Genomic DNA, 20,084 nt, shown 5'->3' on the forward strand with positions numbered 1-20,084 from the left:
GATGTCCCACACGGAATGCGCGTTCTTGCGATACTCCACCATCTCTTCCAGTATCCAGCAAGACGCTGAAAGCACACCGCCTAAAGGCGGTGGGTTTAGACCGGGTGATGGAGACTAAACGGAGTAGGGCTTTCCGTTGACGATAACATTTTCGAACTTGAGGTCCGTGACGCCAGACGTATTGAGCTTGTCGTTCTTAATGGTGACGTCGAAATCCTTCAAGAGGACGTTGCTGATGTCGGTCTGGCCTGGGTTAGGCTTGATGGTCCCGAAGGAATTGTATGTGCCCTTGATGCCGATAAAGTTCAGGTTCTTCACAATGGACTTCGGAGGTTCCATCCCTTGCAGATCGAAATATTGCGACCACGGCGACATGTTGATAATGCCGCTGGAAGGGCCTTCGGAGGTGATGTTGCGGAAGGTGATGTTCTCGTAATGCTGGGGTGTGTCGGGGCGTAGCTTGAGGGTCGCCACGCGGACGCCGCCAGTGATCGTGCAGTCTTCCGCGATGACGTCGCGGACGATAGTGGCTTCACTGCCGCAGGTGAGAAAGCCGCCGCCGCGCTTGAAGGTGCAGTTGCGGACGCGGATTCGCTCGACGGCCGGACTGTCCTTGTCTTCCATGGCGCGCGGCCCTTTGGAGCCCTTGCAGGCAATACAGTCGTCGGTGACAGAGAAGACGCAGCCATCCACAGTGACATCACGGGAGCTATCGATGTCGATGCCGTCGGTGCTGGGAGCCTGCTTATAGTCGTCGGGCACCTGGAAGTGGACCTTATGTACGAGAACACCATCGTTCTTGTAAAGATGGCAGTTCCAGAATTGCGAGTCCTTGAAGGTAATGCCTTCGATCTTGATGTCCTTCGAGTCTTCGATGAGCGCAAGGCGAGCGCGGGGAAGAGCAGTGTTGGCGAAGTTCTTGTTGGCGGCTCGGCCTGCCCAGAATGCTTCCCATACCTTCATCCCCGCGCCGTCGAGGATGCCATCACCGGTGAGCTGGAATCCATCGCAGTTCTTCGCGTTGATGAAGGCGGGCGTGAAGTTGTCCATGAAGTGGCCTTCGATGCGAGTGCGTTGCGCGGGGAAGTTCGACAGGTCGGTGGAACACTTGAGGACAGCGCCTTCCGTGAGGCGCAGATTCACCTTCGGTTTGAAGAAGAGAGCACCAGAGACGAAGACACCCTTGGGAACGACAACGGTGCCTCCGCCCTTGGCAGCAAGCTGGTCGATGGCGGCCTGAATGCTCTTGGTATTGACCGTAGAGTCGTCGGGGACCGCGCCGAACTTGGTAATGAGGTGCTCGCGAGTCGTCGCGGCGAAGGCTTTCGCGGCGAGCGGCCACAGAGGAGCCGAGGCGATGAGGGAGTTGAAGCGGCGGCGGGAGTAGGGCTCAATTGGCATCAGCAGATCCTTGGAGTAAGGGCGGGGCAGATTCTTCTCAAGTCAGCTCTGATAATCGCTGTCGAGAAGTATGTTGTCCAATCGAGATACGAATCGGGTGGAATTTCTCGAGTGTCCCGATAGCCCCTGCGCGGCTTGTCGCGACAAGTCTTTCCGTCCTGCAAACCTGTTCCGCCGCAATCGGATCATCCGCCGGGTTCGTCACACGCTCTAGGGGATCTGGGTGTCGATTACAGGACCGATCCAGCGCGTCTTGAGACATCAGGATGTGGCCGCCGCACAGCGCTGCTATCTCGAAACAGCATCAACAACGGCTCAGGAAGCCATACAAAACTGGAAGCTAAGATCGCTTCTACAGCGGTCTGAGCAGGACGCCGTCAACTGCATCGCAAGTTGTTGAGATGATGGAGCCGACGAACGGACTTGAACCGTTGACCTGCTGATTACGAATCAGCTGCTCTACCAACTGAGCTACGTCGGCGTACTCCTTGAGTATTGTAGCGAACGTTTCGCGCAGCGCCAAATGTGGCTCCGAAAGCCACAGACGGGCCACCGGTCTCACTGGTAAGGCACGAACTTGCCTTTGCACGGATCGGCCGGCAACGCATTGTCATGCACCGCTTCTGTCACGATGACGTGGTTCTTCGTCAGCTCCGGCGTCAGCGGGATGTTGGTGAGGCCTGCATTGATTGCGGCATAGTCCAGGTGCACCTGCGCCGGTTTGATCCCCGCAATGAACACATGATCCAGCGTTACCTCCGTCGTATGGCCCTCGAGGCCGGCGATCAGCACGTCGCCCGGCGTCGTCGACCAGATGTCCTCCAGCGTAATCGCCTTGTAGTCCGGAACCTTGTCGCCCGTATACTTCGGGTCCTCGAAAGGCTCCACCGTCTGGTTCGTGTAGTACGGCGAGATCGCAATCGGAATCGGCACATCGCGCATGCAGATGCCCTTGTAGGTCAGGTCGTGCACTGGGCCGCCGCGCTTCACGTTGGACTTGATGCGAATGCCCGATGTCGTGTGGTCCTCGGTCAGGTCATGCACCACCAGGAAGCTCTGCCCCAGCACCGTCTCCGAGCCGATCGACATGCCATGCCCGGTATAGAAGTGGTCGTGGACCACACTCATGTGGCTGACGCCCTGCTTGATCGCGATGTTGTCATCGCCATTGTCGATCCAGCTGTTCGTAACGGTGATGTTCTCGCTCGTGCCCGGGTCGATACCGTCCGTGTTGCGCGCGTCGTTGTCCGTACCGATCAGCTTCTTGTTCACCGGCGTCTGCAGATGCACGCCCCACGCGGTGAAGCCGTTGGTCTGTCCCACGCTGACGTGGAAGTTTCCTGAGTTCACAAGATGGATGCGGTACAGGATGAAGCCGTCCGCATGGTTCGCGACGATCATCCGGATCGAGTAATAGAGATCGTCGTGCGGCTGGGCGCGCCGCGCCATCTGCCACCACGTGTAGTCCTTGCCCTGGATCTGCGCATACCCCCGCGCGTCGATCGTCCCCTCGCCCATGATCGCCGCGTTCTTCGCATTCACCGTAATCAGCGGCCGGCACCCCCCGCGCGGCCGCGCCGCGGCGTTTGTGGCGAACGTCGGAAAGCTGGTCGGCCGCGGCTCGCTCGTGCCGCATTTGCCCGGGTCGCCCTCCTTCGCCAACTCGAACACCTTAGGGTCGCGCGACGCGAACAGAGTCACACCCTTATCGACCAGCAGCGTCACGCCCTCACGAAGTTCCAGCGGCCCTGTGAGAAACGCATTGTGCTGTTCGTGCAGCGCGAGCTCAACAGCCTTCCCTGCCCCACAGCCATCAATCGCCTTTTGGATCCGTTCAGTATCCAGCCTCGACTCGTCCTCGGCGCGCAATGCGCCACCATTGACGTCGGGCGTGGCAAGCAGGTGCGCGTCCAGCTTCACGCAGACGGGAGGAATCACCGGCGCGGTGACGTTACGCGTGTCTTGCGCGCGAGCGGCTCCGCAAAGCGCCCATCCAGCGGCGAGGGAGAACGAAAGAATGGCGGCGGGACGGACTCGGGACACAGCGAAGCCTCCTGAAGGTTCGCCAGCCAAGCTAGCACAAACCTGTCAGGCAGGTACACCGCACGCTGCCACACGGGAGTGGAAGCGAAATAGCCGCCCCAGGATTCCATTTGGACTCGTCCCTGGGTCGCGGTACGAAGCAGGACTCTAACGCTCGCCCTCGACCCCCGAGGCCAGGAACACGGCACAGGGAGCAAGAACCATCAGCAGGCAGGATAGCGAAAGGATCAACTCATGCATGGCGGACTCCTATGTTGTTTGCTTGGCCCCTGCGCGACGCGCTCGCGCATGCGTTCGACCAGAAGATTCCGCTCGGTCGAAGTATCCCAGCCGTGCTTGCTGCCACGATGCCGGGGTAGATTGCACGGAGTCTATCGACGGGCGCCGCGAAGACATTCGCCCCGAGTCGCTACAGGACATGCCCCCACCCAGAGCGTGAGGAGCGTCCCAATTTCGGACGCCCCTCTCACACAGAGGCTTTGTTTTCCACAAACAAAGAGGCCGCCCGGCAACAGGGCGGCCTCTTTTCTATGGGAGGCAGTTCCAACGGAGGCAAGGCCATCGGAACTCTCTGGTCAAAGAGTATGGTTCACTCCCGGTGCTGTCAAGGATGTTTTCGGAGAAAGGGCAACAACCATGTTTTCAGCGATTTACACGGTTTTTACCCAATTTCGCCTGTCTTTGCCGGGTTTCTTCCGCAGGCACCCTAAGCAGTCCCTGACGCCATGTTTCAGCCCGCAAACTCCCTCGACGACTGCCGGTCAGACGAGTTCAGGGCTCTGAGAGTTCGGCAACTGACGTGCTACGCCGAACCACGTGTCGCCGGGCTACTTCTCTGGCTGGAACTTCGCGGGGGCGTTCTGCGGGTCCAGGTGGAGCGCCAGGAACTCCGTCTCCACCGCCGCCGGCTTCCCGCGGAGCACCCGCACCAGGGCACGTCCGCCGCCGAAGAAGATCGCCAACACCAATGCTGCCACCATCAACGCACCGGAAAAGACGCTGATCGCCACCAGCAGGCTGACGGTCTTATGCACCTCGGTGTCGAAGTCCTTCGGCGGAGCTCCCTTGTCGATCGACAGCACCTCGTGCAGCTTCACGCTATCGCTCAGCTTCTGCGCCTCGTCGACGCTCCACGGGCCAGACACGACGACCATCAGCACCCGCTCGCGACGAGCCTTCGCGTTGGCGAACTGCGGACCCAGCGACGAAAGCTGCGCCTCGACGCGCTTCGTCACCGCGCTGGCAATCTCCGGCGTCGGGTAGGTCGCAATCGTCAGCGTCTCAACGCCGCCCTTCCCTGCATAGTTCGCAGTCACCGCCTCGGCGCTCTTGTCCCACTCCAGCGCCTGCGCCGGAAGCACGCCGCCCTCCGCCGCATAGGTGTTCGCCCCCAGCGCGTAGCGCAGCGATCCCGCAATCAGCCCCGCCTTCGGCGCTAGCTTCGGCAGCAGCGGCTCAACACCGGTATTTCCAAAGGCCTTCGGCAACCCGGCCGCCAGCGGAGCCAGCGACTTCACGTCAGCCTCGGTCGCCTGCGAAACCAGCACCAGCGACGCCTCGGTGCGGAAGAGGATTGCGCCCTCGCCCACGGCATCCAGATCGCCTATGCCCTTACCCGGCCTCATGTCCGGCTTCGCCACCAGCGAGAACGCGCTCTCTGCCCCAGTGCGGTCGTTGAACTCAATCGCCTCGATGTGGATCGTCTTCCCATTACGCGTGTAGTCATGCACCGCCGACCGACTCGGCCCACATTCCTGCAGCGCGGCCTTGCTCACAGTCGATAGGGACAGCCCGGAGTCGCCGGGTGCAGCGGCGCTGGCAGTGCTCCACTCGCCAAAGCTCGCAGGCAGCAGAGGAGCCTTCGGTTCGGACAGAGTTACGGTCTTCTGCGCGAAGGCCAGCGCGGTCCAACCCATCGCGACGCCCAAAAACCACCCGTACTGCACCACCCGGCTCATATTGCGCAGACTACACCAACCCGCAGAAGGTGAGCACAGCAGGGGCGCGCTCAGCGTGTTGTGCTCGCCGACGCCCGCTGGATGTGTGCAGGCTTCGGGCCCGGCGCTGCCGGTTTCGGCGGAGCTCCGTTGACCGCTCCCGCATACTGCGCCACGCCCCGGAAGAGGCTCTCCGCAACCCGCTGGCGGTACACCGGGTTGCGCAGCTCGCTGGCATCCTTCGCGTTGGTGACAAAGCTGATCTCCGCCAGGATCGACGGCATATTCGCTCCAATGAGCACCACGAACGGCGCCTTCTTCACGCCCCGGTTCCGCAGCCCCACATTGCCGTCGGTAAGCCCGCCGTACAGCGTCGAGTCCACATCAGCCGCCAGCTCCCGCGACTCCTCGACCTTGTCCTTCAGCGCAATCTTCTCCACCAGTTCGCTCAGTTGGTGCACGCTCTGCGTCGACACCGCATTCTCGCGCGCCGCCACACGCATCGCGTCCGCGTCGTTGGTGAAGTTCAGGTAGTAGACCTCGACCCCACGCACGCCCGCGTCGGACGAGCTGTTGGCATGGATCGACACGAACAGGTCCGCCTGCGCCTTATTCGCGATCGCGGTCCGGGTCTCCAGCGGGACAAAAGTATCCGTCGCCCGCGTGTACACCACCTCGGTCCCAAGACGATCATGCAGCAGCTTGCCGAGCCGCAGCGCGACATCCAGCACGACATCCTTCTCCTCGATGCCCCCAACTCCCAGCGTCCCAGAGTCGTGGCCGCCGTGGCCCGCGTCGATGACGATGCGCCCGATCTTCAGGCCCAGCGCCCGCATCAGCGAGGTCTGGCCGTCGGCAGTCGGCGGCGGTGTCGCCGCAGGAGCACCCGCAACCCGAGGCCGCACCAACTCTGAGCTCTCCGCATCCGGATCCGCACCGGTCGTCTTCGCCACCACAGGCTTCGAGGTGGGCCGACGCGTCGCATCAACCTTGCCCGGTTGGCTGGACACCGCCGCGACCTCCGCGCTGGTGTCGCTGGAGCTCGTCATCACCGTGTTCGGCACTGGCCTCGCGGCTGTCGGATCGGACGCGACCACCACTCGCGGCTGCGCGACCGCGCCATGCGAGCTCCGCGAGGGCAGCCCGAAGCTTGCGCTCCCATCCGTCACCGGCATGGGCGGAAGGCTCGACCCCGCAGCCTCAACCTGCGGCATCGGCCTTGGCTGCGGAGGCGGCGGAGCGGAGACGCTCGCGAGCTCTCCACTCTTACCCGCTCCCCCGCGCTTGCCGTGAATATCGATGATCAGCCGATCCGGATTCGGCAGCAGAAACGCCGAAAAATCCGTGACGCTATGCACGTCCAGCACCACGCGCACCGTGTCGTCGTTGTACTGCGACGCCCGGATGCGGGTGAGAAAGCCATCGTCGGTCACGACAAAGCTATGCCCCTCGATACCCGGCGCAAGATGCGTGTGGTGCAGATCGAAGAAGATGCGGTTCGGGTTCTCGACACGCGCTGCCTCGAACTCCACATCCGCGCCCAGGTCGATCGCCACCCGCGTGTAGTCGGAGGTCGACCAGTGGCGGATGCTGGTCAACGTCGCAGCGTGCGCATCGCCCGAGCCCTTGTGCCGCAGGACGTGCGCAGGCTCATCGGCTGCACTGCGCTGAGCGGGCGTCGGTTCCGAAGCCTGCCACGCCATTGCGCTCGGGGCATTCGGCACAGGTGCATTCGGTGCGGGCACATTCGGAGCAGGTGTACTCGCCACCTCGGCCCTGCGTAGCCCCCGAGCCTCCTGCGACCGCGGATAGTCGTTCAGCAGCTCCACGCGAATACGGCTTGCCTGCGCAGGGTCGTTCGCAAATGCCGGCCCCAGGCAATCCAGCGCATGCTTCAGCGCCGCTGGAGCCTCATCGCCTCCGGGATAAGCCTTCGCCAGATACTGATATTGCCGCGCCGCGTTCGCAAACTCATGCCGGTCGTGGAACTCACGACCTTCCTCGGCGAACAGCTCCGCGACCTGCGCCACCGCCGCAGCCGCGTGCATCCCTCCAGGATCGTTGTGATAGACGGTCTGGAAGACCGTGATCAGATGCGTATATCCAGCCTTGCGGTGCGATCCCCGCGCCTGTGCCTCGAACGCCTTGCGCTGATGCACAGCCGAGAGCCACGCGTCCGGCCGAGCTGCGGAACGCGGCTGCGCGTGCAGTCCTAAACCCGCAACGGCGCACACCGCCACAAGAGCGCTTGTCGCGCCCCTGACTGGCCACGCTACCGGATTTCCTCTCGTTGTCATCGCTGTCCCCAGTGTAGGTTTGGTGGCCCGTCAGCGCGGTGATCCCGGGTTGCTCAGGCGGGTACCTGCCCGCCTTCCCGCCTATAATCGTGCTGATGCGGTCCTTGTGGAAGCTTGTCGCCCGTTGTGCTGTGTCACTGGCACTCTTCTCGCCCGCAGCCGCGGCGCGCGCGCAGTCGCCCGGCGGACGCGTTGTGCTGGTGTTGCCGTTCGAAAACCGTTCCGGCAACCCCTCCCTCAACTGGATCGGCGACAGCTTTCCCTACACGCTGAACCAGCGGCTCGAGTCCGCCCACTTCCTCACCATCTCGCACGACGACCGCGCCTTCGCCTACGACCACCTCGGCCTGCCTGAGGATTTCCGTCCCTCCCGCGCCAGCACCATCCGCATCGCCCAGCGGCTGGACGCCAACTACGTCATCGTCGGCACCTTCAACATCGTCAACGGCCAGATCTCCATCCAGGCCCGCGTCCTTTCCGTCGATGGCCTTCAGCTCTCCCCCGCGGTGCAGGATGGCTCCGAGCTGAACCGCCTCTTCGATGCGGAAAACGCCATCGCCTGGAAGGTCGCCAAGGTGATGGATCCCCACTTCAACGTCACCGAGCAGACCTTCCTCGGAGCTGGCGGCAACGTGCCGCTCGCCGCCTTCGAGGACTACATCCGAGGCTCCAACGCACCCACCGCCGCCGAGCGCACTCAGCGCTTGAGCGCGGCGGTTAGCCTGGTCCCCACCTACTCCGACGCCCTGCTCGCACTGGGCAAGCAGCAGTACGCGGACCGGAACTACGAGGCCGCCGCGACCACGCTAGGCAAGGTACCCACCTCCAGTCGCGTCGCCCTCGAGGCCAACTTCTACCTTGGTCTCTCGCGCTTCAACGCCGCCAACTACGCCGGCGCCGAGCAGGCTTTCGGCACGCTCGCCACCCAGCTCTCGCTGCCCGAGGTAGTCAATAACCAGGCCGTGGCTCGCAGCCGCCAGGGTAAGGACGCCGCCGCGCTCTTCCAGCAGGCCTCCGCCGCGGACCCCAGCGACGAGGACTACCACTACAACCTAGCCATCTCTCTCTTCCGCCGCGGCGACACCGCCGCCGCCCTGCGCGAGGCCGACGCAGCCCTGAAGCTGAAGCAGAACGACAACGAGGCCGGAGCGCTCCGCGCTCGCCTCAGCCTCGTCGCTCCCGGAACAAAGTTAGCGAGCCTTCCCGCCTCAGGCTTCAGCCCGGTCGAGCGCGTGCGCCGCGACTACTCCGAGACCGGCTTTCGCCAGGCCGCCTTCCAGCTCGATCAGATGCGCGCCCTCCATCTGGCTATGCTGCCCCCCCAGCAGCGCGCCGAGCAGTACGTACAGCTGGGCAACAGCTATCTGAGCCAGAACCTTCTCCCCGAAGCCGAAAGCGAGTTCCAGAGCGCTCTCGAGGCCGACCCCACCTCGGCCGCCGCGCACATCGGCCTGGCCAGCGTCCGCGAGCGCAGTGGCGACAACGTCTCGGCCCGCTCCGAGGCGCTCGCGGCCCTCAAAGCAAAGCCCTCCGCGGCCGGCTTCATCGAGCTCGCCCGCCTGGATCTCGCCGACAACATGCTCTCTGCCGCCGCCAGTGACGTGAGCCACGCCCTCCAGCTCGAACCCCAGAACGCCGCCGCCCTGGCCATGAAGATGACCCTCCAGCAGCGTGGCCAGCAGATTCCATAGGGCCTTCGGCTGCAATGCTTCCCCTCACACACCTCGTCCCGTCCACGCCCGACAGCACCGTGCTGCTCTTCACCGGCGGCGTCGCCCTCGGGGCACTCGAGCTCAACCGTCCCGGCCTCATCCTTCCAGGAGCCGCCGGGCTCACCTGTGTGCTCCTCGCGCTCGCCGCGCTTCCACACCTGCCCATTCAGCCGGCCGGAGCACCACCGGCCCTCGCCGGTCTCGTCCTGCTGGCCGCTGGGTTCCTGCGCACGCTGCCTCGGACGCTCCTGTTGATCTCCGCCGCTCTCTACACCGTCGGACTTTGCATTCTCTTCTCTCCAGCTGCTAACCCACCGCTGCACTACGCCGTCTCCCTTCCATGCGGGATCGTCCTCGGCGTCGGTCTGACCCTGCTCGCAACGGTCGCGCGCCGCGCCCGGAGGAGCAAGGGTTTAGACTAGGATCCGGGTGCGTCCGCGCCTCGGAGCCGTTACGACTTGATGCATAAAGCTTCCCTCCTGTTCTGCGCAGCCACCTTGGCTTGCAGCGTTTCTGTTTCCGCCCACGCGCAGGCCACCACCCCGGAGTCCACCTTCTCTCGTGTGATGTCGCGTGTCGACCTCGGAGTGTCCGGTGCGGGTATGTTCACGGGCACCGTCTCGGGGCCCGTCGTCTCTTCCGCCGCGCCCGATTACTACAACTGCCCTACGCCAACGACGTGCACCGTCTCCACGCTGCAGGACAAGACCTCCAACACCCTGGGCGCGGTCGTCAACATCCGCTATCAGCAAAAGCCCTGGCTCGGCTTCGAGTTGAACGTCAGCTACGCGCGCTACACCGAAAATTACACCGACAACACCACCCAGGTCGGATCACCGTTTCCCTTCCAGGTGCAGACTCGCGCCAGCGAATACAGCTTCGGCTACCTCGCGCAGCCAGCGTTCACGGTCTTCGGGTTGCGCCCGTTCTTTGGCGTCGGTGCTGGCGGGCTGGAATTCAAGCCGACCGGCCACGGCGGCGAGGGCCAGCAGTCGCAGATTCGCCCCGCGGAGTACTACACGGTAGGTGTGCAGAAGGACATCAACAGCTTCCTGGGAGTGCGCGCCGGCATTCGCCAGGTCTTCTTCGCAGCTCCGGACTTCTATGCCAACTACCTGAACAACGGAAAGTACACCTCCACCTTGGAGCCCAACGCCGGCTTCTACATCAAGTTCTAACCCTCGGGACGGGGCAGAGGCCCACTGCATGAGCCACCTTCTCGACGACGATGATGACCTCGGAGCGCAGCGCGACCGCGAGCTGACTCTCTCCACCGGCGCTATCCTTGGCCTCTTCTTCGGCCTGGTAGTGCTGTGCGGGGTCGTCTTTGCCTTCGGCTACTCCATGGGCCGGCACAAAACCTCGCCCGCGGACAACACCACCGCCACCGAGGCCGCCACCGACTCCCCTTCCACAAACTTCACCACCTTCAAGCCAGCTGCAGGCTCGCCAGCAGGTAGCGGTCCGGCGACCGTGACCGCACCACCCGCCTCCGCGGCCGCAAGCCCCCAGGCGCCAGTGCAAAGCCACGTAGTGCAGGTCCAGCCCTCCTACTCGCCCTCGAACTCAACTCCGGCGTACGCTCCGCCTTCGGCCCCTCCCGCGCCCATCGTTCGGACTCCGCCGCCAAGCGCCCAGCCGGTGCCGGAGCCCACAAACACGGCCACCACCCCTGGAACTCCCGGCTTCTTCATGGTCCAGGTCGCAGCCGTCTCCCACAAGGAAGATGCCGACCTTCTGCTCTCCGCGCTGCGTGGCCGAGGTTATACCGTCATGGCCCGCACCTACAGCGCCGACCCCCTCATCCACATCCAGGTCGGCCCCTTCAACAATCGTAAGGACGCTGAAGCGATGCGCAGCAAACTGCTAGGCGACGGCTACAACGCCATAGTGAAGTAGCAGAAGTGGCTCGGCACAAGTCTTGCTTTGTCAGGGCGGGGCTTGGCGTTTGCATAGGAGGACTTACCCAGGGCTCCCTGAGTAAGCGGTGAAGCAAGGCCAAGCTTCGGAAGCTTTGGCATACTTCACTATTCACTCCTTCACTATTCACTAGCCCTCTCCATTACCGCCCGCACCCGCCTCATCAACTCATCCGGCGTCTCGCCCTCATGCGGCCGGATCGGATCGAGAAATTCCACCTCCGCAACACCCGGCTTCGACTTCAGCGTGCTCTTCGGCATCATGGCTGACGTACCCCGCACAATCATCGGCGCAATCGGTGCATTGGCCTGCACCGCAAGATAGAATGCACCCTTCCGAAAGGGCAACAGTTTGCCATCGGCTGAGCGCGTGCCTTCGGGAAAGATGAAGATGTTGTGGCCGCCGGCCAGCACCGCCGCGGCCGCATCCACACTATGGCGAGCGTCCTCGCGCGACCCGCCCCGCGCCACCGGCACAAATTTACCCATCCGCATCACCAGGCCCAGCAGCGGAATCTTCATCAACTCCGCTTTCAGGAACACACTCGTCTCCCCCGGAAGAAAAGGCATCAGCACCGGAGGATCAAGATTCGAGATGTGATTGCTGACCACCACTGCCGCCTCACCCATGGGAAAGCGTTCGCGGCCACGCACGCGCACCGTCACGCCGCCGCACCATAACCCAAACCGCATCGTGGCCATCGCCCACGCATACATCATCGTGGTGTTACCGCGAAGCAACGACCACGGAACGCCAATCACCGCTCCCGGCAATCCGAGCAACAGAAAGCCGAAGAGCATCCTCAAGGACGTGAACATACTCTCTCAGGATAAAGCCTTGCCATGCGCAGCCTGTGCGCGCTGCGCTTGCGCGTTAGGCTCCGATATGACCCGCAATCGCCGCAGGCAGCTTGGTATAGATGCCACCAAAGCCGCCGTTGGAGAGGATCGCAATCACATCCCCTGCCCGCGCTCGCGGCGCGATGTTCGCAACGATCGCATCCGCATCTGCACCCAGCACAGCAGGAACGCCGCGCTTGTTCAGCGCATCCACCACATGCTGCGGGGCCATGCGCTCACGCTCCGGAATAGCCTCGCTCTTGAAGACTCCCGCAAGCACCACCTCATCCGCCAGAGCCAGCGACTCCACCAGCTCTTGCTCGAACACGTTCCTCCGCAGCGTATTTGAGCGCGGCTCCAGCACAGCCCACAACCTGTGCCCCGCATATGCCGCTCGCAACGCGCGCAGCGTCTCGCGAATCGCCGTAGGATGATGCGCGAAGTCATCGATGATCGTGACGCCGCCGACCTCGGCCTTCACCTCCAGCCTCCGCTTCACGCTGCGGAAGCTCGCCAACGCCGCTGCCACGCTCTTTGCAGGAATGCCCTGCCCCAGCGCAACAGCGGCCGCGGCCGTCGCATTGAGCGCATTATGTTCGCCCGCCATCGGCAGCGTCAGCGCAAGCGACACCCCATCGCTCCCACGCACCAACATCCACGAAGTCGTGCTTCCCTTCTGCGTCAGCCCCACGACGCGCCACTCACTCTCTTCACCGAACCCATAGCGCTCCACCTTGCAGAACGCCTTCGCCGAGCACTCCGTCACGTTCTGGCTGCCGTCGAACGCCACCAGCCGCCCACGTCGCGGAATGAGATTCGCCATGCGCTTGAACGCCGTCTTCACCGCGTCCAGGTCCTTATAGATATCCGCATGGTCGAACTCCACATGCGTCAGGATCGCCACATCCGGAAAGTAATGCAGGAACTTGGGCCCTTTGTCGAAGAAGGCCGTATCGTACTCATCTCCCTCGAGGATGAACGTCCGCGTACCTTCCTCCACATGGAAGCTGGTGCCAAAATTCTCTGCCACGCCACCAATGAGAAACGAAGGCTTCCACCCCGCCACATCACTTGGCCCTTGGCCCTTGACCCTTGACGCTGCTTCATAAATCCACGCCAGCATGCTCGTCGTCGTCGTCTTCCCATGCGTGCCGCACACGATCAGCCGCTCGCGTCCATCCAGGAACTCGTCATGGATCAGCGCCGCCATCGAGGTCATCTCGATGCGCTCATCGAGCACCCGCTCCAGCTCCGGATTGCCACGCGAGATCGCATTGCCGACCACAACAAGATCCGGCCGCTCATCCAGATTGCACTCGCTATAAGGCTCCATCACGGTGATGCCCATCTCCGCCAGTTGATCGCTCATCGGCGGATACGCCGCCATGTCCGACCCCGTAACGCGCCAGCCGCGTGCCTGCAGCATGCCGGCCAACGACGCCATCGCCGTCCCGCAGATTCCAATCAGATGTACATGCTTCGCCATCGTCTTCGCTCTTGCTCTGTTGTTGCTCTTTTTGTCGTTGCTCTTCTTGTTGTCATCCCCGAAGGGAATCTGCTTCTGTTGTTGCTCTTCTTGTGTCATCTCCGAAGGGATTGGCCCAGCCGCTGACCAGCCACCCACGCCAACCCTCAACCCTCCAGCCCGCAAAGCGGGCGCCCTGACCACCTCGTCGCTCTACAGCAATCGCACTTGCCTTTGCCTTTGCCTTTGCCTTTGCCCTTGCCCTTGCCCTTGCCTTTGCCTTTGCCTTTGCTCTTGCCCTTCTTGTTGTCATCCCCGCAGGGGATCTGCTTCTCGCCCTATAGTCCGCGTTGCGCCCTTCAACTCTCCCGCAACGAAGTTCCATCCATAGCAACCCACGCACCCAGCGGCGCTGATCGGTTCTGCCGATCGAGATGTCCGCACTTCAGCCCGATCGTGATCGGCCCATCGAAATTTCGCAACGCATGCAAGCACGCGTTTTCGAGCAGCGGCACCTCGTTCGGCTCAACGTTTGCGCTCATGTCGCCCAGCACGATGCCCCGCACATTCTGCATCATCCCCGCAAAAATCCAGTGCTGCAGCAGGCGATCCCACTTATACGGCTTCGTGCCAATGTCCTCGCAGAAGAGGATGCAAGGCTCGTCAATCGTCAAAGCATACGGCGTGCCCAGTGCCTCGCAAAGGATCGACAGGCATCCCCCCAGCAAGCGCCCCTCGACTGCCGGGCCTTCACGTAGCAAGCGAATCCCATCCTCCGCGTCCACGCTCCAAGGCGTTGCGCCTTCGACAGCTGCAAGCCACGTCGGTTCATCCACACCATCGTCCTTGGCCCAGTCCGCCGCAACCATCGCGCCATAAACCGTGGGCAAACCGCACTCATTCCAAAGCCACGCATGCACCGACGTATGGTCCGAGTAGCCAATAAATGGCTTTGGATTCGCGCGGATCAACTCCGCATTGAGCAGCGGCAGTAACTCCGCCGAGCCCCACCCGCCGCGCGTGCACACGATGGCTCCAATGCTCTCATCCGCAAACGCCGCATGCAGATCCTCAACACGCTGCTCCACCGTGCCCGCATAGTACAGCGGCCCCCGCTCGCGTGCATTAGGCATCACCACTGGCTCATAGCCAAACGCCCGCAGCCGCGCAACGCCGCGATCGATCAACTCTGGCTGCGCATACGACGCGGGCGACACCACCGCGATGCGCCCTCCGCGTCTCAGCGTTGGCCTAGGCGAGGAACTCAAAGTCAACCTCCGCCTGCCCCGTGCAGATGATCTCCGCAGGCCCGAGCAGCATCATCTCCGCATCATCGCTGGGCCACTCCACTCCCTGCCCGCCACCCTCGGCAACTGCCCTCAGCGTGCGCGCAACACCCCGCAGCTTCATAGCCGCCGCACTCGAAGCACACGTCCCCGTACCACTCGAAGTCGTCGGCCCACACCCACGTTCGAAGATCCGAAACTCAATCTCGTCGGCGCTCTTCACCCGCACGAACTCCACATTCGTTCCAAACCGAAACATCGGATCCACCGCGATCTTCGCACCCAGTTGCTGCCACGTCATTCCATGCGAACTGAAGTCCTCCGCCTCCGGAAAAATCACGAAGTGCGGATTGCCGACATTCACCATCACGCCCTCAATCGGCCCGTTGATGCCATCAATCTCAATCGTCCGCGGCATCACGCGCGGCACACCCATCGCGCTCTCGATCCACCACTCGTGCCCCTCGCGCCGCACCAGCTTGCAGCGCCGCACCCCGCCATGCGTCCCCAGATCCACCTGCTCGCGTCCTTCACTCTGAGCAAGCCATGCCGCCACGCAGCGCGTGCCATTCCCGCTCAGCTCAGCCTCGCTCCCATCCGCATTGAACAGCCGCAAAAAGATCGTTCCATCCGCGCGCCGGTCAACGAACTCAATCCCATCCGCACCAACACCCGTATTCCGCGAACACAGCTTTCGCGCCAGCGCAGCATGCCTCCCCTGCGCCAACGGCTCTTCAATCACCAGAAAATCATTGCCGCGCGCATGCGCCTTCACAAACGAAATCAAACTCACTCCGACTCCTCATCCTGGAACGTGACCACCTGGTCGCTGGCATCGCTGGCCCGCAGCTCCGCGATCATCTTCGCGTGCTGAGTGCGCGTGGCGAGCACCCAGAACGCAATGCGCTCCAGCCCGGCGACGTTGTCACGGTTCAATACGTCGAGCTTCAATCCTGCACGGTCCAGCACCTCGAGGATCGAGGTATACATGCGGTGCCGAGCAGCTTCAATCTGCTGCGTCAGCGCCTCCGCCCGTGCCTGCCCCACCAGCTCCGGCGTCAGCGCCTGGCCCACATTCGCACGCACCTCATACAGCATCGGGAACCGCTTCCAGCCCAGCCTAACCTCGGCCGACCCAATCAGCGTCAGCGACACAAGCACAATCCCCGTAGCAATCGACGCCTCGAGATATAGCCCCGCACCGCACGCCATGCCGATCGCCGCAACCACAAACACCGTCGCCGCACTGGTGAGCCCAAGGATGCGGCTCTTGCCGTGCAGGATCAGCCCCGCACCAAGAAACCCGACGCCCTGCACAATGTTCGCCGCCACCTGTCCTTTGTTCGGCGTCGAGTCGCCCGCAAGGATAATACTCATCAGCGTGAATAGCGCAGAGGCCATGCAGATCAGCATGTTCGTCCGCAGGCCGGAGTCCTTATGCCGCCGCTCGCGCTCCAGACCAATCACGCCACCCAGACCGCAAGCCACCAACAGACGCAGACCTGCCGCCTGCATCAGCAGGCTGTGAGACGCGGTCGTCACATCCACCGGGCACGGGTTCACCATCGAGCCAGCATACCGCGCGGAGCACGGTGGATGAAGGTGCCCGAGCAGATTCGCACCGCCAAAACAAAGACCCGCACCGGAAGGGTGCGGGCCTTGAGATCGATGCGGTCCCGCGTCTATGCCACCGGGGCCTCAACGTTGATCTGCATCGCGAGGGCCGTCAGCTTGGCGTCCGCCGCCTTCTCTTCCTCCAGCGTCCTCTCGAGCACCTCCGCCTGTTCTGGCTCGCCGAGCACTTCTGCCCACGTCCGCAGTGTGCCGTAGACGGCGATCTCGTGATGCTCCACCTGATTCCCAGCGGCAATCAGCACCACGTCCCGCAGCATCGCATCCTTGGTATCGCTCACATCCGACTCGGCGCTCGCAATCAACGAAGACGCCACCTTGCACTTGGCCTCATTCGGCTCGCCTTCAATCTCGTCGAGGATGCGCTCCAAACGCAGGATGTGCTCGTGAGTCTCATCCAGATGCGAGCGAAATGCCTGCTGCAACTCGGCATTCGTCGCGTTCTTGATCATCGCTGGAAGACCCTTCTCCGCGATCTGCTTTTCCATGTTCAGCGCGCGCTCCAGCTCGGCGCGATACAGCTCCAGTAGCGTGTTCATGTCCGGCGTAAAGATTCCCATATAGTGACTCCATGGCCCGTGGCGACGTGGCCTGTTGATCTGGCATTGAGATGTCATGCGCGCCGGTGTCGAGGAGCGCTCGCAGGCGCAGAATTCCTCTCACTCGACAAAGCGCGAGTGGCGTCGATCAACCCTGTTGTCCGTCTTCGTTCGTCCGGCGCTGCGAGCAGGAGCGCCGGGCCCTCTACGTTCCTGTACTGTGATGCAGGGTTGCGCCGCCGCGTTCTATCGCGGTTTCCATGTCATCGACTGGTACACCCGCGCACACGGTTGCCCACTCGTGCAGATCACTCCAACCTCAGCCAGGCCTTGCGGACGCTCCCTCACAGCCTGCGCCACGCGATCGTTGCCAATCGCAATGATGTACGCCGCATACTTCGCCGGGTCCGCCAGCCCCCACTCCCAGCTCTGCTCGTCGCCCTCGCTGATCATGCTCTTAAGTTCGCGGCCGGCCACCTGCACCGCGCCCACATGGTCCGTCGTCGACATCATGATGGGCACATCGTCAGGCAAACTCTCCATCTCCAGCGCCAGCGCCTTCTCCAGCGCCATGCGCGTGCGCGAGTTCACCATCGCCTCTTTCAGCACCAGCGGCGTACGCACCATCATCCCCATGCAGTTCAGCGCGCATAGCGCCAGCGCGACCTTCGGCCACAGCTTCGCGAGCAACGCAGCCCATGCCGCCGACTGCTCCCGCAGCCACTGCTCCAAGTACTCCGCAGCCAGCGCTCCATAGACACCCAGTGCCGGCAGCATCTCCATGCCATAGCGCGCGTTGTAATACGCATGCGGCCACAGCTGCGGAATGAAGATCGGCACCGAACCGTACGCCACCGAGTACACATAGAACGGCAGCGGCACCCACAGCAACAGCCCGAGCTTTGCATCGGAGCGCTCAGGAGTCGCACCATCCGGGTGCCCCACATCTCGAAGAGATGTGGGTTCCTTGCGGACGCCGCTCACGCTCTTCCAAAGAGCCCACAGAGACGCGTACATCACGACGAAGCCCGTCTCCCACACCGCCGCGTCGATCTGCGCGGTACGCGTGTAGAACAGCAGCGCCCATGCGGGATTATGCCAGCCACGATAGTGCTGGCCCGGAGGCGCAGTCCGCCGCTCGATCTGCTTCGCCGAATACGGCCCGCGCAGGAAGTCCAGCCAGTCCCCCGCGAAGTGATGGTTGTACCAGAACCACAACAACGGCCCCGCCGCCACGATCACCGTGAAGACGATAACCCACACCTGCAGCTTTGCCTTCACCTCTGACGCGCTCTTCCACCACGCATACGCGAAGCAGCACCACACTGCCGCGCCGAAGATCCACCCGTCATACCGCGTGAACACCTGTCCCAGGATGAGGAAGCCCGTCAACATCATGCGAGCCCGCGCAACCACGGTAGTCCCCGCACGCATCGCGGCAATGCCTTCCATCGTCGCAACGATCGTCCACACAAACAGCGCGAGAAAGACCGTCTCGGTCATCGCGGTCGTCGCGAGATACAGCAGGTTCGGATTCAGCGCATAAAACAGCGTCGCAACGAGTGCCCACCGCATGCGCATCAACCGCCGCGACAGCCGCCACACACCCGCAACGCTCGCCGCGTAGCTGAGCATCGACATCGGCGCGCCTGCCAGGCCGGTCTGCCACATCGTCATGTCGCGGACGAACGGCGCCATCAGCAGGTGCGGCAGCGGAAGCCACACGCCTCCCAGCTGCGCGATGCCCGGATAGCGAGCATCGAAGATCCGCCTCGCAATCGCGAGGTGCGCTACAGCATCGCCATACAGCAGCACATAGCCGCGGTGATAGCACACCGCCAGCGCCGCAAACGCCAGGATGACGCCCAGCGCAAAGAGTGGGAACGTCTCTCCGCGCCCAACCGGACGCACGATCTCCGGATCGCCGCCAAACAATGGCTCCGGAGCCGCGCCGCTGCTGCTCGCAGATCCCATCGCGCGCTCGATCAACCGCGGTCTCGTCTTTGCTTTTCTTGTCGTCATTCCCGAAGGGAATCTGCTTTCTCTCGTTGAATCGCTTGCTGCTACGCCAGGTGCGTCAGCTCGATGAGTTGTTGCACCTGCTCGTCGATCTCCGCACGCGTCGTGCGCTGCATACGCTCCGTGCCAAAGTCCTGCACGTTCAGCGAGCCACACACGCAGCCATAGAACATCGCGCGCCGGAACACCTCTTCCGTCAGCTCACCCTGCGAAGCCAGATAGCCATAGAAGCCGCCCGCAAACGAATCGCCCGCGCCCGTCGGATCGACGACCTCTTCGAGCGGCGTCGCCGGTGCACGGAACATCTTCTTGCAGTCCCGCGTGCGGAAGACCTCCGGCGTAAAGAACGCCGCTGACCCATGCTCGCCGTACTTCACCACCAGCGACTTCGGCCCGAGGTCCAGCACGCCCTGCGCAGCCTTCAATCCATTCGCCTCGCCCGTCAGCAGCCGCGTCTCCTTGTCGTTGATGATCAGGATGTCGAGCTCACGCAGCACCGGCAACAGGTTCTCGCGATGCGCGTTGATCCAGTAGTTCATCGTGTCGCCCGCGACCAGCTTGGCGTTTGGCATCGCCTTGCGTACCTGCAGCTGCAACACCGGATCGATGTTCGCCAGGAACAGGTACTCCGAATCCTTGTAGCTTTCAGGAATCTTCGGCTCAAAGGTGCCAAAGACGTTCAAGTCCGTCGCCAGTGTGTCGGCCTCGTTCAGGTCGCGCAGGTACTCGCCCTTCCAGTGAAAGCTCTTCCCCTCCGCGCGCTCGATGCCGGTCGTATCGATACCCTTCGACGTGAGCACAGCCTCATGCTCAGGAAGAAAATCATCACCCACCACACCCACCACACGAACCTTGGTGAAGAAGCTTGCGGCCAAAGCAAAGTGCGTCGCCGCACCACCCAGCACGCGCTCGCGCTTACCGCTGGGAGTCTCAAGAGTATCGAACGCTACGGAACCGACAACGAGAATGGACATGAAGATCCTTTTGAAAAATG

16 protein-coding genes and 1 tRNA gene are annotated in these 20,084 nt (G+C 62.9%); 4 read left to right on the forward strand and 13 right to left on the reverse strand.

Annotation, left to right across the window (positions count from 1 at the left end):
* Positions 1-114 precede the first annotated feature (114 nt).
* From AC5E6W_RS08430 to AC5E6W_RS08450, 5 genes are all read right to left on the reverse strand, one after another.
* Entirely contained in the window at positions 115-1,401 is a 1,287-nt protein-coding gene (locus AC5E6W_RS08430; RefSeq protein ID WP_491751837.1) for a glycoside hydrolase family 28 protein, read from the reverse strand.
* A 405-nt stretch (positions 1,402-1,806) separates the two neighbouring features.
* A tRNA-Thr gene (locus tag AC5E6W_RS08435) sits at positions 1,807-1,882 on the reverse strand.
* Positions 1,883-1,959: 77 nt separating this feature from the next.
* Positions 1,960-3,444, reverse strand: coding sequence for a glycoside hydrolase family 28 protein (locus tag AC5E6W_RS08440; protein ID WP_491751838.1), 1,485 nt, complete (start codon positions 3,442-3,444; stop codon positions 1,960-1,962).
* Positions 3,445-4,271: 827 nt separating this feature from the next.
* Positions 4,272-5,402 carry a DUF6599 family protein gene (locus AC5E6W_RS08445; RefSeq protein WP_491751839.1) on the reverse strand — a complete coding sequence of 377 codons (1,131 nt, stop codon included), beginning with the start codon at positions 5,400-5,402 and terminating at the stop codon, positions 4,272-4,274.
* A gap of 50 nt (positions 5,403-5,452) precedes the next feature.
* Positions 5,453-7,540 (reverse strand): N-acetylmuramoyl-L-alanine amidase, encoded by a 2,088-nt coding sequence (locus tag AC5E6W_RS08450; protein WP_491751840.1) that lies wholly within the window; start codon positions 7,538-7,540, stop codon positions 5,453-5,455.
* Positions 7,541-7,773: 233 nt separating this feature from the next.
* Between AC5E6W_RS08450 and AC5E6W_RS08455 the strand changes: the two genes are divergently transcribed.
* The 4 genes from AC5E6W_RS08455 to AC5E6W_RS08470 are packed head-to-tail and all read left to right on the forward strand — an operon-like array spanning position 7,774 to position 11,289.
* A complete protein-coding gene (locus AC5E6W_RS08455; protein ID WP_491751841.1) occupies positions 7,774-9,369 on the forward strand; it encodes a tetratricopeptide repeat protein in 1,596 nt (531 codons plus the stop codon).
* Between the two features lie 14 nt (positions 9,370-9,383).
* Positions 9,384-9,812 (forward strand): hypothetical protein, encoded by a 429-nt coding sequence (locus AC5E6W_RS08460; protein WP_491751842.1) that lies wholly within the window; start codon positions 9,384-9,386, stop codon positions 9,810-9,812.
* A 39-nt stretch (positions 9,813-9,851) separates the two neighbouring features.
* The gene (locus AC5E6W_RS08465; protein WP_491751843.1) at positions 9,852-10,568 is read left to right on the forward strand and encodes an outer membrane beta-barrel protein; all 717 of its coding nucleotides are present in this window, start codon (positions 9,852-9,854) and stop codon (positions 10,566-10,568) included.
* A 28-nt stretch (positions 10,569-10,596) separates the two neighbouring features.
* Positions 10,597-11,289, forward strand: a complete 693-nt coding sequence (locus AC5E6W_RS08470) for an SPOR domain-containing protein (RefSeq protein ID WP_491751844.1) — start codon at positions 10,597-10,599, stop codon at positions 11,287-11,289.
* 143 nt (positions 11,290-11,432) lie between these two features.
* Here AC5E6W_RS08470 and AC5E6W_RS08475 read toward each other — a convergent pair whose 3' ends face one another.
* From AC5E6W_RS08475 to AC5E6W_RS08510, 8 genes are all read right to left on the reverse strand, one after another.
* Positions 11,433-12,128, reverse strand: coding sequence for a lysophospholipid acyltransferase family protein (locus AC5E6W_RS08475; RefSeq protein WP_491751845.1), 696 nt, complete (start codon positions 12,126-12,128; stop codon positions 11,433-11,435).
* A 55-nt stretch (positions 12,129-12,183) separates the two neighbouring features.
* A complete protein-coding gene (gene mpl / locus AC5E6W_RS08480) occupies positions 12,184-13,635 on the reverse strand; it encodes a UDP-N-acetylmuramate:L-alanyl-gamma-D-glutamyl-meso-diaminopimelate ligase (RefSeq protein ID WP_491751846.1) in 1,452 nt (483 codons plus the stop codon).
* A 338-nt stretch (positions 13,636-13,973) separates the two neighbouring features.
* Positions 13,974-14,834 carry a S66 peptidase family protein gene (locus AC5E6W_RS08485; RefSeq protein WP_491751847.1) on the reverse strand — a complete coding sequence of 287 codons (861 nt, stop codon included), beginning with the start codon at positions 14,832-14,834 and terminating at the stop codon, positions 13,974-13,976.
* 31 nt (positions 14,835-14,865) lie between these two features.
* The gene (dapF, locus tag AC5E6W_RS08490; RefSeq protein ID WP_491751848.1) at positions 14,866-15,693 is read right to left on the reverse strand and encodes a diaminopimelate epimerase; all 828 of its coding nucleotides are present in this window, start codon (positions 15,691-15,693) and stop codon (positions 14,866-14,868) included.
* Positions 15,690-16,466 (reverse strand): MgtC/SapB family protein, encoded by a 777-nt coding sequence (locus AC5E6W_RS08495; protein WP_491751849.1) that lies wholly within the window; start codon positions 16,464-16,466, stop codon positions 15,690-15,692. The genes dapF and AC5E6W_RS08495 overlap by 4 nt, the downstream gene beginning before the upstream one ends.
* Before the next feature lie 116 nt (positions 16,467-16,582).
* Positions 16,583-17,092 (reverse strand): YciE/YciF ferroxidase family protein, encoded by a 510-nt coding sequence (locus tag AC5E6W_RS08500; RefSeq protein WP_491751850.1) that lies wholly within the window; start codon positions 17,090-17,092, stop codon positions 16,583-16,585.
* Between the two features lie 225 nt (positions 17,093-17,317).
* Positions 17,318-19,045, reverse strand: coding sequence for a hypothetical protein (locus tag AC5E6W_RS08505; RefSeq protein WP_491751851.1), 1,728 nt, complete (start codon positions 19,043-19,045; stop codon positions 17,318-17,320).
* 89 nt (positions 19,046-19,134) lie between these two features.
* Positions 19,135-20,064: a PfkB family carbohydrate kinase gene (locus tag AC5E6W_RS08510; RefSeq protein WP_491751852.1), complete on the reverse strand. Its 930-nt coding sequence runs from the start codon at positions 20,062-20,064 to the stop codon at positions 19,135-19,137.
* Between the last annotated feature and the right edge of the window lie 20 nt (positions 20,065-20,084).

This window comes from Bryocella sp., from assembly GCF_058498515.1.

What these genes read in the sequence shown, in the direction of transcription:
- AC5E6W_RS08465 (WP_491751843.1), top strand. Translation starts at nt 9,852, where the DNA reads ATGCATAAAGCTTCCCTCCTGTTCTGCGCAGCCACCTTGGCTTGCAGC.
- AC5E6W_RS08505 (WP_491751851.1), bottom strand. Translation starts at nt 19,045, where the DNA reads ATGGGATCTGCGAGCAGCAGCGGCGCGGCTCCGGAGCCATTGTTTGGC.
- AC5E6W_RS08460 (WP_491751842.1), top strand. Translation starts at nt 9,384, where the DNA reads ATGCTTCCCCTCACACACCTCGTCCCGTCCACGCCCGACAGCACCGTG.
- mpl (WP_491751846.1), bottom strand. Translation starts at nt 13,635, where the DNA reads ATGGCGAAGCATGTACATCTGATTGGAATCTGCGGGACGGCGATGGCG.
- AC5E6W_RS08510 (WP_491751852.1), bottom strand. Translation starts at nt 20,064, where the DNA reads ATGTCCATTCTCGTTGTCGGTTCCGTAGCGTTCGATACTCTTGAGACT.
- AC5E6W_RS08430 (WP_491751837.1), bottom strand. Translation starts at nt 1,401, where the DNA reads ATGCCAATTGAGCCCTACTCCCGCCGCCGCTTCAACTCCCTCATCGCC.
- AC5E6W_RS08500 (WP_491751850.1), bottom strand. Translation starts at nt 17,092, where the DNA reads ATGGGAATCTTTACGCCGGACATGAACACGCTACTGGAGCTGTATCGC.
- AC5E6W_RS08455 (WP_491751841.1), top strand. Translation starts at nt 7,774, where the DNA reads ATGCGGTCCTTGTGGAAGCTTGTCGCCCGTTGTGCTGTGTCACTGGCA.
- AC5E6W_RS08475 (WP_491751845.1), bottom strand. Translation starts at nt 12,128, where the DNA reads ATGTTCACGTCCTTGAGGATGCTCTTCGGCTTTCTGTTGCTCGGATTG.
- AC5E6W_RS08445 (WP_491751839.1), bottom strand. Translation starts at nt 5,402, where the DNA reads ATGAGCCGGGTGGTGCAGTACGGGTGGTTTTTGGGCGTCGCGATGGGT.
- AC5E6W_RS08470 (WP_491751844.1), top strand. Translation starts at nt 10,597, where the DNA reads ATGAGCCACCTTCTCGACGACGATGATGACCTCGGAGCGCAGCGCGAC.
- AC5E6W_RS08495 (WP_491751849.1), bottom strand. Translation starts at nt 16,466, where the DNA reads ATGGTGAACCCGTGCCCGGTGGATGTGACGACCGCGTCTCACAGCCTG.